Source organism: Arthrobacter sp. 92 (assembly GCF_050260325.1).
In the GTDB taxonomy this organism is placed as follows: Bacteria; Actinomycetota; Actinomycetes; order Actinomycetales; family Micrococcaceae; genus Arthrobacter.
Map to the genome: position 1 here is coordinate 955,318 of NZ_CP189863.1, position 15,434 is coordinate 970,751.

The window sequence follows — 15,434 nt, forward strand, 5'->3', positions numbered from 1 at the left end:
GTGCGCCTAGGCTGGATACGACGGCCACGCAGGCACTGCGCGGTGCCCCCCACATCCCCGCATTTAAAGAGGACCACATTGCATGACGACCGCCGGCTCACGGAAGTCCGTCTCGACCGCTTTGTGCGGGAACGTATCGATGCCGCGGTGTACACCCGCAGCGTACCGCTCACCCTGAGCAGCTGGGACGCGCCGGACGAACCGGTCTCCGTGATGGAGGCCCTCCGCCACGAATTCGCGCCCCAGGCGCACGGGGCTGCCTGGGGCAGGCCGTGGGGCACCACATGGCTTCGGCTGCAGGGTGAGGTGCCCGATTCCTGGGGCACTGCCACCGACACCGCCGTGGAGATCGTGGTGGACCTGGGCTTCACCACCGAAATCCCCGGCTTCCAGTGCGAAGGGATCGCGTGGCGCCCGGACGGCACCATCATCAAAGCCATCTCACCCCGTAACCAGTACATCCCGCTCAAGCTGCTGGGCAGCGGGATGGCCGTGGACTTCTACGTCGAGGCCGCCGCGAATCCGGACGTCGCCCAGGGCTGGACTTTTGCGGCCATGCCCTACGGGGACAAGGCCACAGCAGGCAGTGAGCCGTCCTACAGACTGGGCACCATGGCAATCGCCGAGCTGAACCAGACCGTGTGGGAACTCCAGCAGGACGTGTGGACCCTGGGCGGGCTGATGCACGAGCTGCCCATCGAGCTGCCCCGCCGCCATGAAATACTGCGGGCCCTCGAGCGCATGATGGACATCATGGACCCGGACGATGTTCCCGGAACTGCCGCCGCGGGGCGTGCGGCACTGGCGGAGGTCCTGGCCCGCCCCGCCTATGCCTCCGCGCACAAACTCGTGGCCACCGGCCACGCCCATATCGACTCCGCATGGCTCTGGCCCGTCCGGGAAACCATCCGCAAATGCGCCCGGACTTTCTCCAACGTCGTGGCGCTGATGGACGACTCGCCGGACTTTGTCTTCTCGTGTTCATCAGCACAGCAGCTGGCCTGGATAAAAGAGTTTTACCCGGAGTTGTTTGGGCGGATCCGTGAAAAGGTCAAGGCCGGCCAGTTTGTTCCGGTGGGCGGGATGTGGGTCGAATCGGACACCAACATGCCCGGCGGCGAGGCGATGGCCCGGCAGTTCGTTGAAGGGAAGAAATTCTTCCTCGACGAGTTTGGCGTGGACTGCCAGGAGGCCTGGCTGCCGGACTCGTTCGGCTACTCCGCGGCACTGCCGCAGATCGTCAAGGCAGCCGGCTCCCGCTGGTTCCTGACCCAGAAGATCTCCTGGAACCAGGTCAACAGAATGCCGCACCACACCTTCAACTGGGAGGGTATTGACGGAACCCGCCTGTTTACCCATTTCCCGCCTGTGGACACCTACAACTCTGAACTGAGCGGACGGGAACTGGCGCACGCCGAACGCAACTACCGCGACCACGGCCGCGGCACCGTGTCGCTGGTGCCGTTCGGCTATGGCGACGGCGGTGGCGGACCCACGCGGGAAATGCTTGCCGCCGCCCGCCGGACGGCCGATCTGGAAGGCTCCCCGAAGGTGCGGATCGGCACGTCGGCCAGCTTCTTCACCGAAGCCCAGGCCGAGTACTCGGCGCTGCCTGTCTGGGTGGGAGAGATGTACCTGGAACTGCACCGGGGGACCTACACCAGCCAGGCCAAAACCAAGCTGGGGAACAGGCGCAGCGAACACCTCCTGCGGGAGGCCGAATTGTGGTGCGCCACTGCAGCGGTGCGGGCCGGCGGCGCATTCAGCTATCCGGCGGCGGAGCTCAAGCGGCTATGGCGCCTGGTGCTGCTCCAGCAGTTCCACGATATTCTTCCCGGGAGCTCCATTGCCTGGGTGCATCAGGACGCAGAGCGTAACTATGCGGCGATCTCCGGCGCCCTGGAGGCCATCATCGCCGAGGCAGCCGAGGCCATGCTTGGCGAAGGCACGCGGGCATTCCTGCTCAATGCCGCGCCGCACGAACGCGATGGTGTTCCGGCGCTCGCCGCTGCCGAGGTGGTGCGCGCTGACGATCCCGTGGTGGTTACCGAAGCGGACGGTGGCTACGTCCTGGACAACGGCCTCATCAGGGCGGTCCTGGATTCGAACGGGCTCCTGGTCTCCTTGAAGGACCACGCCAGCGAGCGCGAGGCCATTGCCCCCGGGGCGTTTGGAAACCACCTCGAACTCCACCGCGATACCCCCAACGAGTGGGACGCCTGGGACATCGATGAGTTTTACCGGCGGAACGTCAGCTCACTGACGGAAGCGCATTCGGTGACGCTGGAGCGGGGCGGCTGGGACGCCGTCGTGGTTGTGGAACGGCTGGTGGGACACTCCACCATCACCCAGCGGATCTCACTGGAGGCAGGGTCGGCGTCGCTGGGCATCACCACCGCGGTGGACTGGCAGGAGCGGGAAAAGCTCCTCAAGATCGGGTTTCCGCTGGATCTGCGCGCAGACCGGTCGGCGTCGGAGACACAGTTCGGGCACGTGTACCGGCCCACGCACGTGAACACGTCGTGGGAAGCCGCCAAATTTGAAATCTGCGCCCATCGTTGGATCCATGTGGGGGAGCCCGGATACGGCGTCGCGGTAACAAACGGCTCCAGTTATGGGCACGACGTGACGCGCACCGTCCGGGACGACGGCGGAACAACCACCACCGTCCGGGTGTCCTTGCTGCGTGCCCCGAAGTACCCGGACCCCACGGCGGACCGCGGCCGGCATGAGCTGCAGGTGAGCATCAGGCCCGGAGCGGGCATCGCCGATGCCGTGGAGGAGGGCTACCGCACCAACCTGGCTCGCCGCGTGGTGAAGGGCGCCCATCCCGTGGCCCCGCTTTTCACGGTGTTCAACCAAGGCATCGTGATTGAGGCGGTCAAGCTTGCGGAAGACGGGTCCGGCGATGTCATTGTGCGGCTGTACGAGTCGCTGGGCGAACGTTCCACCGGAATGGTGGCGGCTGGCTTCGATGTCCGCTCCGTGACGGCCGTGGATCTCCTGGAGCGGCCTGTCGAGGCGCCGGGTGTTGTGGTCGGACACGATTCGGCGGGGTTGACCCTACGCCCGTTCCAGCTTGTCACGCTGAGGTTTGCGCGCTGACGGTGCCATGGAATGGACGCCGGGGAGGAGCCTACGACAGGTTTAAAAAAGCTGAGTGGGAGCGGTCCCGAAGGACCGCTACCACTCATCCCCCCAATGGTGTTCGGACAGCCACCGTTGATCCGCGCGGTAAATTCCCCACACGAATCAGCCGCCACGTTCACACATTCATGATTATGTCACGGTCTAATGATTCTGTGAACGGAAACCTGGCAGGTTACGAAAAACGATTGCCGAATCCGGGAAATCGATGCGTTAGCGTGACCTGGCACGCAGTGCCATGACCCGCGCAAGCCAGATAACCGTCAGCCCGAGGACCAGGGTGAGGACGGCTGTGTAGTTGACGAGGGCCTCGATGAACCCCAGGTTCCGGGGAATGAGCGGGAAGAAAGAACCTGCGATCATGCCCACGAAGGCGACCGACAGCAGCACGGCGCCGGACCGGATCCCCAGTGGAAGCCTCATGCGGATTGCCCGGAGCGTTGCCGGCAGGATGCAGGCCGCGATAAAGGAGGGGTACAACCTCCCGGCGGCGGCATACGCCAGAATCAATTGCGCATTCAGCGGGCTTCGGGCCGGAAGAGAGTTGAGGCCGGTGTCAGTACCTGCGGTATCGGCCATGAGGAAGAACGCGACGGTGGCGACCGCGATCAGCCCCAGGACCGTCAGGCCAACCGGACCGGTGATCAGGCGCTCACTCCGGGGAGCGTCGAAACCCCGGGCGATTCGGTGGCCCGCGAGCAGGATGGCCACGTAGATCAGGAAGCGCAGAATGAGGTTGGCATAGTTCTGCGAGCCAAGCCAGGAATCAAACGCCCGATAGCTGGGATCGATGCTCAGCAGCATGGCGAGGGTGGCGAGCACAAAGATATAAAAGAGCGAGCGGTTTTCACCCCGGACTGCGCTGGGTATCCGGATCAGCGCCACGATGCCGCAGACCACCAATGTGGACCACTGCAGTATCTGGCTCATCCGAGGTTCTCCCATATTTTCTCTGTTTGTGCCTGGTCCTGCTCATGGCGGCGGAGTGTTTTGCCCAGGGCCTGCAGCCGTTCGCCGGCCAAAACCGTCAGTTCGCCGTCGGAGAGGCCGTCCAGCGCTGACTGCCTTGCCCCTGGCGCCCATCCGGCTTCCGACTCCGTGATCAGTCCGGTCGCCACCAATCCGCCTGTGAATCCTACGCCCGCTTCGCGGGAGGTCGCGACCGCGAGCTCGGGGGAGAGGCGGTTGGCTGTCAGCTGTGCCGAATAATTCTGCGGGGCGATCCCCGTGGCCGCGGAGACGCGGTGCCGCAGTTCGCCGTCGTCGATCGCGTCCACCCAGTTCCTGACAGAGGTGGCGTGCGGCGCCGGAGCCAGGGGCGGCGGCCCCTGCTCCCCGCCGGTGGCCGCCGGCGGGGCCGAGCGCGAAATGATTGCGCGCAGCAGGTCCAGGGTGGCAATCTGGCTGACCAGTTCGCCCGGTGTGGGTGGGACAGGGCTGCCGGCGAGTTCCTTGAAGCTCTCGAATGACGCCAGGGCAGCCACGGGGTTGATGCCGAAGGCGCGGCTGATGCTGACCACGGTGCTTTCGGCCACCTTGCCGCGGACAAGCTGCTGGGCCAGGGTGGTGCGCTTCACGCCGGAGATCCTGCAGATGTCGGCTGTGCTCGCCGCCGGCGCAACATTATGAAGCCAACGTTGAAAGGCTTTGGCGGGGACTGGCATCTATGGATTCCTGCGGACTGGATTCGGCGATACGGCTCTGCGGGACAAGAGTGAGGCGGAGGTCACAAGGTGCTCCGCGTCCCAATTTTACGGTGTGGACTGATTCAACTATGCTAGATGGTCGAACCCGTTGGTCCGTACACCCCCCAAGTCCGGACCAGCGGGTTCTTTATGCCCGGCGGGATTTCATGCCGTTTTGGGCGGCGGTGAGAGGATGGACTAATGACTGCAACCCTTGTTGCCAAAGACCTTTCCGGCGGTCACGATCACCGCACGCTTTTCGCAAAACTCTCCATAACTGTTGCCCCCGGTGACGTGGTTGGCGTTGTCGGTGCCAACGGCGCGGGCAAATCCACGCTGCTGAGGCTTCTGGCGGGCGTGGACCAACCGCAGGAAGGCACAGTCAGCCTTGCGCCGTCGGACGCCTTCGTGGGCTGGCTGCCGCAGGAACACGAACGCATGGCCGCCGAAACAATAGCCGGCTACATTGCCCGGCGCACCGGCTGCGCCCAGGCCACCGCGGAGATGGAGTCCAGCGCCGAGGCACTGGGCACGGGCGCTGCGGGAACCGATGACGCCTATTCGCTGGCCTTTGACCGCTGGATGGCCTCCGGAGCGGCGGACCTGGACGAACGGATTCCGGCCGTCCTTGCCGACCTCGGCCTGGACGTGGGCCCGGACGCACTGATGACGGGACTGTCCGGCGGCCAGGCGGCACGCGTTGCCCTCGCGGCCCTGCTGTTGAGCCGTTTCGACATCGTCCTCCTGGACGAACCCACCAATGATCTTGACCTCAACGGACTGGCCAAGCTTGAGGCCTTTGTGCAGGGGCTCCGTGGCGGCGCGGTCCTCGTCTCGCACGATCGCGAATTCCTGGCCCGTTGTGTCACCACCATTGTGGAACTGGATCTGGCCCAGAAGTCCGTGGCTGTCTACGACGGCGGCTACGAGGCGTTCCTGGAAGAGCGCGCCGTGGCGCGGCGCCATGCCCGGGAGCGCTACGAAGACTACGCCTCCACCAAGGCGGACCTCGTCTCCCGCGCCCGCACGCAACGTGAGTGGAGTTCCCAGGGCGTCCGCAACGCCATGAAGAAGAGCCCGGACAACGACAAGATCCGCCGTGCTGCCTCCACCGAGTCCTCGGAAAAGCAGGCCCAGAAGGTCCGGCAGATGGAATCCCGGATAGCCCGGCTCGACGAAGTGGAGGAGCCCCGCAAGGAGTGGCAGCTTCAGTTCAGCATTGGCCAGGCACCGCGTTCCAGCGCCGTTGTGGCAACGCTGCGGGACGCCGTCGTGCGTCAAGGTGACTTCACGCTGGGGCCGGTGAACCTGCAGCTGAACGCCGGGGAACGAATCGGCATCACGGGGCCCAATGGCGCCGGTAAGTCCACGCTGCTCCGGCTCCTGCTGGGAGTCCGGCAGCCAGACTCCGGCAACGCCTCCATGGGGGCATCGGTGGCCATCGGCGAAATTGACCAAGCCCGTGGGCTGCTCGCCGGGCAACTCAAGCTGGGTGACGCCGTCGAAGCCGTCCTCCCAGCGCTGAACCCCGCGGAGGTCCGCACCCTGCTGGCCAAGTTCGGACTGAAGGCGGACCACACCTCGCGGCCTGTCGACTCCCTCTCTCCGGGCGAACGTACACGCGCCGCACTGGCACTGCTTCAGGCTCGGGGCGTGAACCTGCTGGTCCTGGACGAGCCCACCAACCACCTGGATCTGCCGGCCATCGAGCAGCTTGAAGAAGCTCTTGAAAGCTACGACGGCGCGCTGCTCCTGGTCACGCACGACCGGCGCCTTCTGGAAAACGTCCGCCTGGACGCACGCTGGGACGTAGATAACGGCGTCGTCACCGAATTGCTGACCGATGCCCCGACGGCATCATCAGATGTGAAGGACCGCACCATGAAGGGCAACAACAAATGAGCATGGACCGGGTTGCCTGGAGCTCCCTCTACAACATCACCCGCGCGTCGAGCGGTTCCAAACCTTTCTCGAAGGCCACCCTCAAGCGCGTCTTCAGTTTCGCCCGCCCCCACCGGGGCAAGCTCATCGCTTTTGTGCTGCTCTCCATTGTCATGGCCGTGCTGGCCGTGGCCACCCCGGTCCTGGCCGGCCAGGTGGTGGACGCGATCATCGCCCACCAGGGGGCGGACGTGGTGATCCGGCTGGCCGTGCTGATAGCGGTGGTGGCGGTGGCGGAGGCCGGGGTGGGACTCATCACCCGGTGGCTGTCCTCCACCATCGGCGAAGGCGTGATCGTGGACCTGCGGACCAAAGTGTTCGACCACGTGCAGAAAATGCCCATTGCGTTCTTCACCCGCACCCGGACGGGCGCGCTGGTCAGCAGGCTCAACAACGACGTCATCGGCGCCCAGTCCGCGTTCGCCGGCACCCTCTCCGGGGTGGTCAGCAACGTCGTGGCCCTGGCCCTGACGCTGGTGGTAATGCTCGGCAAGTCCTGGCTGGTGACCGTGCTGGCCATGATCCTGCTCCCCATCTTCCTCATCCCGGCCCGCCGTATGGGCTCCAAGCTCGCGGACCTGCGCCGCGAAGCCGCCGAGCACAACGCCGCCATGGGTACGCAGATGACCGAACGTTTCTCCGCCCCCGGGGCCACCCTGGTGAAGTTGTTCGGCCGGCCGGACGAGGAGTCCCGCGAGTTCGCCGTGCGCGCCGGCCGGGTCCGGGATATCGGCGTCCGCATGGCCATGCTCCAGTTCACGTTCGTGACCGCGCTGACGCTGGTTTCGGCACTGGCGCTGGCGCTGGTCTACGGCCTGGGCGGATGGCTGGCGCTCGTGGGGCAGCTTGCCGCGGGCGACGTCGTGGTGCTGGCATTGCTGCTGACGCGCCTTTACGCGCCGCTTACGGCGCTCTCCAACGCCCGTGTGGAGATCATGAGCGCGCTGGTCAGCTTCGAGCGCGTGTTCGAGATCCTGGACCTCAAGCCACTGATCCAGCAGAAGCCCGACGCCGTGGCTGTACCCCCGGGGCCGGTTGCCGTGGAGTTCGACGACGTGCGCTTCGCGTACCCGTCCGCTGACAAGGTGTCCCTGGCCTCCCTCGAAGACGTTTCCACGCTGGACACGCGCGGCGGTGAAGAGGTGCTGCACGGCATCAGCTTCCGGGTGGAGCCCGGCCAGACGGTGGCCCTGGTGGGGTCCTCCGGCGCCGGCAAGTCCACCATTGCCCAGTTGCTGTCCCGGCTCTACGATGTGGATTCCGGGGCCGTTCGCCTTGGCGGAACGACGCCCGGAAGCGGATTGGACGTTCGGGACGCCACATTCGACTCAATTCGGGCAACGCTGGGAATGGTGACCCAGGACGGCCATCTCTTCCACGAGTCCATCGCCTCCAACCTGCGCCTCGCCCGGCCGGACGCCACCGAGGACGAAATGTGGGATGTGCTCCGCCGGGCGCGGCTTGAGTACATGATCCGCTCCCTGCCGGACGGCCTGGACACTGTGGTGGGGGAGCGCGGCTACCGGCTTTCCGGGGGCGAGCGCCAGCGCCTCACTATCGCGCGGCTGCTTATTGCCCAGCCCCGCGTGGTGATCCTGGACGAGGCCACCGCTGCCCTGGACTCAACGAATGAAGCCGCGGTTCAGGCGGCGCTGGGGGCCGCGCTCGAAGGGCGCACCGCAGTGGTGATTGCGCACCGGCTCTCCACCGTCCGCGCCGCGGACATGATCCTGGTGGTTGAGGACGGCACCATCGTGGAGCGTGGCACGCACACGGAGTTGCTGGCCGCCGAGGGCCGGTACTCGGAGCTGTACCGTACGCAATTCGCCGAGGCAACCGCCGTGGTGGAGGACTCCGTGCCTGAACTCGAAGCCGTCCCCGAGGGATAGCCGGCGGTGGCGCCCGGCCTGGGCTGCCAGGCCGGGCGGCCCGCGCGCTAGGGCCGGTGCGTGGCCAGTGCCGGAAGGATGTGGTCCGTGAGCAGGGGCGCCAGATCGTCCGGCTGTTCGGCCAGGAGGTCCAGCCAGCGGATCTCGGCGATCTCCGCGGAAGGATGGGCGTGCCAGACCCCGGGCGCCGTGAAGACGGTGGCCTCGATGTCCGTGGCGGCCTCGTTGGCCGCATCCGCGAGCCAGACGCCCATCAGCTGAAGCTCATCCGGCCCCACCTCGATCCCCACCTCCTCGAGCAGTTCGCGGGAAGCGGCCTGGGCGGCCGTCTCACCGCGCTCGGGCTTGCCGCCGGGATGCATGAACTTGTCCGTGCCGCGCTTGCGTACGGTGAGGAGGCGGCCGGCCTCATCAAAAACGCAGACGGCCGAAACAATAATCCGGGCTCTCACGTCTGCAAGCCTAGCCTGTTGGGCCGGCCGCTGTTGGGCCCGCCGGAGGGTTGGCGGGTGCCGCGTCCAGCCGCTTAAGCGTCGAATCGAGCAGCAGGTCCTTGGCCGGACCGCTCACGTCCCAGCTGTAGCTGAAGGAGTCCGGTCCCCTCATCGTGTACCGCACCGTGTAGGTGTCGGGATCGCACCAGTGCTGGTCCTGGACGGCATGGTCCGAGAAGCTCATCCGGTGGAAGGGCCGTCCATCCGGGAAATACACGTCCATGGCATCGGGCGCGCCGGTGGGCCGCAGGACATAATCGCGGGTGGCCGGGCCGCTAAAAGGCGCACCGTCAAAAGCAGTCCACCGGACGGTGCCATGTTCGTGGAAGTTCAGGCCGCCGTCGTGCCCCGTTGGGGAAAAGAGAACGACGCCGGTGAAGGTTCCGCTGGTGCCTGATGCCCGGTCCAGAAGCGTGCGGTCAACGGCCCAGGAGCCCATCAGGTAGGCCCGCAGGTTGAAGTCCGGGCCGGCGCCCGGGGTCTGGGAGTTCAAGTGCCCTCGATTGGAATCGAACCAACGACACCGGCTTTAGGAGAGCCGTGCTCTATCCACTGAGCTACGAGGGCAGGCGTCCCAAGCGGCCGGCACGAGGCCGAGCCGTTCGGGCATGGTTACAAGCATACAAGGTGCTGGCGCGTACTACGCTCTTGGCATGACTGCAGCCACTCCAGCAACTTCCTTCCGGGCGGGTTTCCTGCCGGATGTCGGTACATCGCGCCAGTACATCGGCGCGTGGGCCAAACTGAGCGTGCTGCAGTATTTCGTGGCGGAATCGGCGGTGATTGGGGCCTGGTCGGGGCCGGCGCCCTACGATCGCCGGTTCGGCTACATCAGTGATCTGGGCGCCCTTCATTGCGGGGTCTATGAGAACCGAACCGTATGCTCGCCGCTGCACGCCGTGATGAATGCCTCGTTTGTGATCCAAGGCCTGGGCATGCTCATTGGCGCGATCCTGCTCAGCTCAGCGGTGCTGTGCATCGCAGCCCGGCCCGGCGTCCGGCTTGCGGTCGGCCCCGGCTACCGGAGCCCGTGGTTCAGCGCCCTGGCCACGCGAGTGCTCACCTTTGCCGCCGGCACAGGGACCATCATCGTGGGGCTGGTGCCTGAGGACCGCGGATTGATATGGCACTTCGTTGGAGCGGTCATGTATTTCGCGTCCGGTGCCATGGCATTGCTGGTCTTGGGCCGTCTGTGGCTCACGCAGACACCGCTGAGCTGGTTCCTCCTTGCCTGCGGAACAGTGTCGCTCGGCGCCCTGATCACGGGAGGCGTGACCCATATGAAAGTACCGGAGCCCGGGACACTGGAACGGTTCATGGGCTACCCCATCACGGTTGGCCTGGCCACCGCGGGCCTGGTGATAGCGCAGCGGGTCCATCAGGAGCGGAGGGCGCGGAAGGCGGCACGCGTACGGGCGGCGCAGGGTGCCGCTGGTTAGGCGTGGCGGTTGCCCGCAGGGCTCATGGGCTAGGGCTGTGCTGTGGGCTGAGGCTGCGCTCTTCTCTGGCGACCCAGCAACACGGCGGCGCCGCCCACCAGAAGGCTCAGCACAAAAAGCACCCAGCCTGCCACGGTGAGGCCGGAAGCAAGCGCCACCTGGCCGGCGTCGACCGTTCCAGCGGACATCATGGAATCAATGGCCATGTTCCCCCACAACCGGACGGCCGCGAAGAGGAGAGGCACCGCCCAGAGCGCCCAACGGAGCTGCTTCCGGGCCACGTTGGTGCCGATCAGCAGCAGCCAGGTGAAACCGAAGATCAGCGGAAACAACGTGCCGGCGGTCTTGTGGAGGTAATTGAGCTGGCCGCGGGCGGCATCGTCGGTTGCGGCCCTCAACCGGTCCACGAACCCCTGGTCGAAACCGCCGACCAGGGAGTCGGGCATGGGCAGTCCGCCGGAGAGCTGGGTGAGCTGGTTCAGCGTGAGCACATGCAGATACCAGAACAGGAAAAGGCTGGCCACAACGCCGGCAATGAGGATCAGGTTGCTGTTGTTTTGGGCCTTGGCCGGCGTGCGCCTGGTGGTGGGGTTGATCACCGGCGGCAGATGATGCTGTGGGACGGCTGCCTTTGCGCCGTGCTTCTTGATCCGCTGTGCTGGTGTCTTGGCCATGGCTTCATTATCGCCCGTGCCGGCCCCGCCTCTGTTCAGCCGCATGTGTGCAGCGTCTGCTATTCACGGTGTGCGGGCCGCAGCTAGGCTGGGACGCGTGACAGAACTTGGAAGACACAAACTAGGCAGGCACAGCGCCGCGGAACTCAGTGCCGCGTTCGACGACTACCAGCTCGCTGAAGCGTTGGTCCGTGAAGCCGGGATGCTCGCCCTCATGATGCGGCAGGGCGGCCTCGAGGGGCAGCAAAAGACGTCGATATCGGACGTCGTGACCGCAGCGGACCACGCAGCCGAAGCGTACGTGCTGGAGCAACTGCGCCGCTGCCGCCCGGACGACGGGATCCTCGGCGAAGAAGGTGCCTCCGTTGCCGGGAACAGCGGCCGGACCTGGGTGATCGACCCCGTCGACGGCACCTACAACTTCCTCCATGGGTCCACGTACTGGTGCTCCGCCATCGCCCTCAAAGATGCCTCCGGCGAAATTCTTGGCGCCATATTCCAGCCCGAAGAGGACAAGCTCTGGTTAGGCGGCAAGGCCCGGCCCGCCACCCTCAATGGCGAACGGATCACGTCCTTTCAAAGGGACGGAGCCGCGCGTGGCATGACCCCCGTGGCCCAGTTGGGCGCCGCCACGTACATCCACCCCTCCTGGCTGGCGGATCCGCTGTGCGCCATGCCCTGGCACGCTGCCGCGACGTCGGCCGCGGCGCTGCGGATGTTCGGATCGGGTTCCTGTGACCTGGGCCGGGTGGCCGACGGCGAGCTCGACTGCTGGTTTCAGCACAGCTGCCCGGAGTGGGATTGGCTCCCCGGCAAAGCCATTGTGCTCTCCGCCGGCGGCGCCGCCGACGTCGTGCGGGTCAACGGACTGGAGTGGTTCATCGCGGGAGGAACGACGGCGGTGCGGGAGCTCCGTGCAGCCCTTGAGTCCGGTTCGGTGGAGTAAGTCCGGAGCAGGACCGCTAACGGACGCCCGGCCTGCACGGGACATGCTCATCCTTGGTGCTTGAGCTCCGGTGCAGCCGTGGGACATGCTCATTCTTCGCGGGTAACCTTCGGATGAATCAGTGGGACATGCTCATTCTTCGCGGGTAACCTGCGGATGAGCCAGTGGGACATGCTCATTCTTCGCGGGTAACCTGCGGATGAGCCAGTGGGACATGCTCATTCTTCGCCGCGGGGAGTGGGCATAGGGGTGTTATGTCCGCTGTGTGCGGGCAGGGGAGGGCATGTCCCGAGGGGGGGAGGGCGGGGAGCGGAAGTGAGCGTCGGCCCCACCGCCTAGACTTAGAGAACCATGGATATGTTGTTTGACCCGTATGCTGACGGTCCCTTCAAAGCTGCCCCGAAAGCGGCCGCACTCACCAAGTCGCGCGCAGAACCTTGGCCGGGGCCCGGAGGTTCCCCGGCCGAATTCGGCGCTGGCGGAGGTCCAAACGGGGGGCAAACAGCAGGGGAGGGGACGCGCCCCGGGCTGCCCGAGGCGGCCGAACTCCTGCGCGGCCTGAATCCCCAGCAGGAGGAGGCGGTCAAGCACGCCGGCAGCGCCCTCCTGATCGTGGCTGGCGCCGGCTCCGGCAAGACCCGCGTACTCAGTAACCGGATCGCGTACCTGATGGCAACAGGCCGTGCACACCACGGCGAGATCCTGGCCATCACCTTCACGAACAAAGCCGCAGCAGAGATGCGGGAACGCATTGAAGCGCTGGTGGGCGCCCGGGCCAAGAACATGTGGATCTCCACGTTCCACTCGTCCTGCGTCCGCATCCTCCGCCGCGAGGCGCCCAACGTGGGGCTGAAGTCCAACTTCTCCATCTACGACTCCGCGGATTCGCTCCGCCTCGTTACCCAGGTGTCCAAGAGCCTGGACCTGGACCCCAAGAAATTCGCACCCAAGGCCATCCAGCACAAGATCTCGGCGCTCAAGAACGAACTGATCGACGCCGATTCCTACGCCTTGTCTGCCAACCACAACGATCCCTTCGAATCAGCCGTGGCCGACGTCTTCAAGGGCTACACCCAGCGGCTGCGCCAGGCCAACGCCATGGACTTTGACGACCTCATCGCCGAAACCGTCTACATGTTCCGCGCCTTCCCGGCGCTCGCCGAATCCTACCGGCGGCGTTTCCGGCACGTCCTCGTGGACGAATACCAGGACACCAACCACGCCCAGTACGCGCTGGTCCGTGAAATTGTGGGCGAGGGTCCCAACGCCTCCGAACTTACCGTGGTGGGCGACTCGGACCAGTCCATCTACGCGTTCCGCGGGGCGGACATCCGCAACATTGTCGAGTTCGAAAAGGACTACCCGAACGCCCGCACCATCAAGCTGGAACAGAACTACCGCTCCACCCAGAACATCCTCACGGCCGCCAACTCGGTGATCTCCCGCAACCCCAACCGGCCGGAGAAGCGGCTCTGGACCGCCGAGGGCGATGGCCACAAAATTATCGGCTACGTGGGCGAAAACGAACACGACGAAGCCCAGTTCATCGCCAAGGAAATCGATAGGCTCCAGGACGAGGACAACCTCCGTCCCGGCGACGTCGCCATCTTCTACCGCACCAACGCCCAGTCCCGTTCGATTGAGGACGTCCTGGTACGTGTGGGCCTGCCGTACAAGGTTGTGGGGGGCACCCGCTTCTACGAGCGCAAGGAAATCAAGGACGCCCTCGCGTACCTGCGCGTCCTGGTCAACCCCGACGACGACGTCAACCTCCGGCGGGTGCTCAACGAGCCCAAGCGCGGCATCGGCGACCGCGCTGAGGGCGCCGTGGCAGCCCTGGCTGAACGCGAACGGACTTCATTCATGGCCGCCGCCCGCCGGGCAGAGCAGGCACCCGGCATGGCCACCCGCTCGGTCAACGCGGTGCTGGGCTTCGTGAAGCTCCTGGATGACCTCGCCGAGGTGGCCAGCGGCTCCGGTGCGGCCGCTGCCCTGGAAGCGGTCCTGGAACAGACCGGTTACCTGGCCGGGCTGCGGTCCAGCACCGACCCGCAGGACGAGTCCCGGGTGGAGAACCTCGCCGAGCTCGTGGCCGTCGTCCGCGAATACGAACAGGAAAACCCCGAAGGTTCCCTGGGTGCCTTCCTGGAACAGGTGTCCCTCGTGGCGGACGCGGACCAGATCCCGGACGCCCCGGGCGCCGACATCGACGCAGCCGTGGCCGAAGCCAAACGGCTCGGCGTGGTGACGCTGATGACCCTCCACACGGCCAAGGGCCTCGAGTTCCCGGTGGTGTTCCTTACCGGCATGGAGCACGGGTTGTTCCCGCATCAGCGCTCAGCCACGGATCCGAAGGAATTGGCTGAGGAGCGCCGGCTGGCTTATGTGGGACTGACGCGCGCCCGTAAACGGCTCTATGTGACCCGCTCGGAAGTCCGCAGCATGTGGGGCCAGAGCCAGTACAACCCGGCCAGCCAGTTCATCGAGGAAATCCCGGCCGAACTGGTGGAATGGCGGCGGGAAGGTAGCAGCCGGCAGGGGGGCTGGGGGGGCGGTTCATCAATCAATTCCAGCCGGTACGGGGGATCGTTCTGGGGCGCCGGAACCGCCCGCGGAGCGGCGGCGGACTCATCCGCCGGGTTCAACGCGGACGTTCCGGCCGCAGTGGCCAAAAACCGGGTGCAGCCGCAGAAGGAAGTGGTGGCGGTCAGCGTCGGGGACAGGGTCAACCACACGAGCTTTGGCAACGGCACGGTGCTGGCCGTTGAAGGCGCCGGGGACAAGACCGTGGCCAAGGTGAAGTTCGGCGTGGGCGAGAAACGGCTGCTGTTGCGCTACGCCCCGCTGACCAAGCTGGACGCCTGACCAAGCTGGACGCCTGAGCGAAGCAGCCGCTGGGAACCCGCCGCTGGCCAGGCTGTGCCGCGTACAACCGTGGCGTCGCCCTGCGGAAATGCCTCCGCAGGCGTTGCCATCCAGGTGTCGACGGACCGTTACGAACTAATTCCCATGGCGGCAAAAGGGCCGGCGAGACGCCCGGCGCGGCGCCAAAAAGCCCGTAATCTAGCGGTTTTTCTACGCTCCATAGAATAGTGTCCTTACTCACATAAGGGGTACTCTGGAACGGGCCGGTCCGCATAAAGGACTAGAGTTCGACAGAGGAGCATTGCGCCGTGTGGCTCGTTTTCCGAAGCTGTCGCAGGGTGCGTTTATTCCGCA

11 protein-coding genes and 1 tRNA gene are annotated in these 15,434 nt (G+C 65.8%); 6 read left to right on the forward strand and 6 right to left on the reverse strand.

Going from position 1 to position 15,434, the window contains the following annotated elements; translation table 11 throughout:
• Positions 1-78: 78 nt before the first annotated feature.
• Positions 79-3,105 (forward strand): alpha-mannosidase, encoded by a 3,027-nt coding sequence (locus tag ACP4XC_RS04450; protein WP_427173661.1) that lies wholly within the window; start codon positions 79-81, stop codon positions 3,103-3,105.
• A 255-nt stretch (positions 3,106-3,360) separates the two neighbouring features.
• Here the strand turns inward: ACP4XC_RS04450 and ACP4XC_RS04455 are convergent, their stop codons facing one another.
• The gene (locus tag ACP4XC_RS04455; protein WP_427173662.1) at positions 3,361-4,077 is read right to left on the reverse strand and encodes a hypothetical protein; all 717 of its coding nucleotides are present in this window, start codon (positions 4,075-4,077) and stop codon (positions 3,361-3,363) included.
• Positions 4,074-4,811, reverse strand: coding sequence for a hypothetical protein (locus tag ACP4XC_RS04460; RefSeq protein WP_427173663.1), 738 nt, complete (start codon positions 4,809-4,811; stop codon positions 4,074-4,076). The genes ACP4XC_RS04455 and ACP4XC_RS04460 overlap by 4 nt, the downstream gene beginning before the upstream one ends.
• A 222-nt stretch (positions 4,812-5,033) precedes the next feature.
• Between ACP4XC_RS04460 and ACP4XC_RS04465 the strand changes: the two genes are divergently transcribed.
• Together ACP4XC_RS04465 and ACP4XC_RS04470 are read left to right on the forward strand one after the other, a co-directional pair.
• Positions 5,034-6,734 (forward strand): ABC-F family ATP-binding cassette domain-containing protein, encoded by a 1,701-nt coding sequence (locus ACP4XC_RS04465; RefSeq protein WP_427173664.1) that lies wholly within the window; start codon positions 5,034-5,036, stop codon positions 6,732-6,734.
• A complete protein-coding gene (locus tag ACP4XC_RS04470; protein ID WP_427173665.1) occupies positions 6,731-8,662 on the forward strand; it encodes an ABC transporter ATP-binding protein in 1,932 nt (643 codons plus the stop codon). Before ACP4XC_RS04465 ends, ACP4XC_RS04470 begins: the two co-directional genes overlap by 4 nt.
• Positions 8,663-8,709: 47 nt before the next feature.
• Here ACP4XC_RS04470 and ACP4XC_RS04475 read toward each other — a convergent pair whose 3' ends face one another.
• The 3 genes from ACP4XC_RS04475 to ACP4XC_RS04485 all read right to left on the reverse strand — a co-directional run bounded on the left by ACP4XC_RS04475 (position 8,710) and on the right by ACP4XC_RS04485 (position 9,723).
• Positions 8,710-9,114 carry an NUDIX hydrolase gene (locus ACP4XC_RS04475; RefSeq protein WP_427173666.1) on the reverse strand — a complete coding sequence of 135 codons (405 nt, stop codon included), beginning with the start codon at positions 9,112-9,114 and terminating at the stop codon, positions 8,710-8,712.
• A 10-nt stretch (positions 9,115-9,124) separates the two neighbouring features.
• Positions 9,125-9,595, reverse strand: a complete 471-nt coding sequence (locus ACP4XC_RS04480) for a DUF6314 family protein (protein WP_427175013.1) — start codon at positions 9,593-9,595, stop codon at positions 9,125-9,127.
• Between the two features lie 55 nt (positions 9,596-9,650).
• Positions 9,651-9,723, reverse strand: a tRNA-Arg gene (locus ACP4XC_RS04485).
• Positions 9,724-9,809: 86 nt separating this feature from the next.
• On the opposite strand from ACP4XC_RS04485, the gene ACP4XC_RS04490 reads away from it, so the two are divergent.
• Entirely contained in the window at positions 9,810-10,595 is a 786-nt protein-coding gene (locus ACP4XC_RS04490) for a hypothetical protein (RefSeq protein WP_427173667.1), read from the forward strand.
• A 29-nt stretch (positions 10,596-10,624) separates the two neighbouring features.
• On the opposite strand, the gene ACP4XC_RS04495 is transcribed toward ACP4XC_RS04490, so the two are convergent.
• Positions 10,625-11,269 carry a hypothetical protein gene (locus ACP4XC_RS04495; RefSeq protein WP_427173668.1) on the reverse strand — a complete coding sequence of 215 codons (645 nt, stop codon included), beginning with the start codon at positions 11,267-11,269 and terminating at the stop codon, positions 10,625-10,627.
• A gap of 97 nt (positions 11,270-11,366) precedes the next feature.
• Between ACP4XC_RS04495 and ACP4XC_RS04500 the strand changes: the two genes are divergently transcribed.
• Both ACP4XC_RS04500 and pcrA read left to right on the forward strand, forming a co-directional pair.
• On the forward strand, positions 11,367-12,215 hold the full coding sequence (locus tag ACP4XC_RS04500) for an inositol monophosphatase family protein (RefSeq protein WP_427173669.1): 849 nt from the start codon (positions 11,367-11,369) through the stop codon (positions 12,213-12,215).
• A gap of 351 nt (positions 12,216-12,566) precedes the next feature.
• Entirely contained in the window at positions 12,567-15,080 is a 2,514-nt protein-coding gene (gene pcrA, locus ACP4XC_RS04505) for a DNA helicase PcrA (RefSeq protein ID WP_427173670.1), read from the forward strand.
• The last annotated feature ends 354 nt before the right edge of the window (positions 15,081-15,434 follow it).

What these genes read in the sequence shown, in the direction of transcription:
- ACP4XC_RS04480 (WP_427175013.1), bottom strand. Translation starts at nt 9,595, where the DNA reads ATGGGCTCCTGGGCCGTTGACCGCACGCTTCTGGACCGGGCATCAGGC.
- ACP4XC_RS04465 (WP_427173664.1), top strand. Translation starts at nt 5,034, where the DNA reads ATGACTGCAACCCTTGTTGCCAAAGACCTTTCCGGCGGTCACGATCAC.
- ACP4XC_RS04495 (WP_427173668.1), bottom strand. Translation starts at nt 11,269, where the DNA reads ATGGCCAAGACACCAGCACAGCGGATCAAGAAGCACGGCGCAAAGGCA.
- ACP4XC_RS04455 (WP_427173662.1), bottom strand. Translation starts at nt 4,077, where the DNA reads ATGAGCCAGATACTGCAGTGGTCCACATTGGTGGTCTGCGGCATCGTG.
- ACP4XC_RS04460 (WP_427173663.1), bottom strand. Translation starts at nt 4,811, where the DNA reads ATGCCAGTCCCCGCCAAAGCCTTTCAACGTTGGCTTCATAATGTTGCG.
- ACP4XC_RS04490 (WP_427173667.1), top strand. Translation starts at nt 9,810, where the DNA reads ATGACTGCAGCCACTCCAGCAACTTCCTTCCGGGCGGGTTTCCTGCCG.
- pcrA (WP_427173670.1), top strand. Translation starts at nt 12,567, where the DNA reads ATGGATATGTTGTTTGACCCGTATGCTGACGGTCCCTTCAAAGCTGCC.
- ACP4XC_RS04470 (WP_427173665.1), top strand. Translation starts at nt 6,731, where the DNA reads ATGAGCATGGACCGGGTTGCCTGGAGCTCCCTCTACAACATCACCCGC.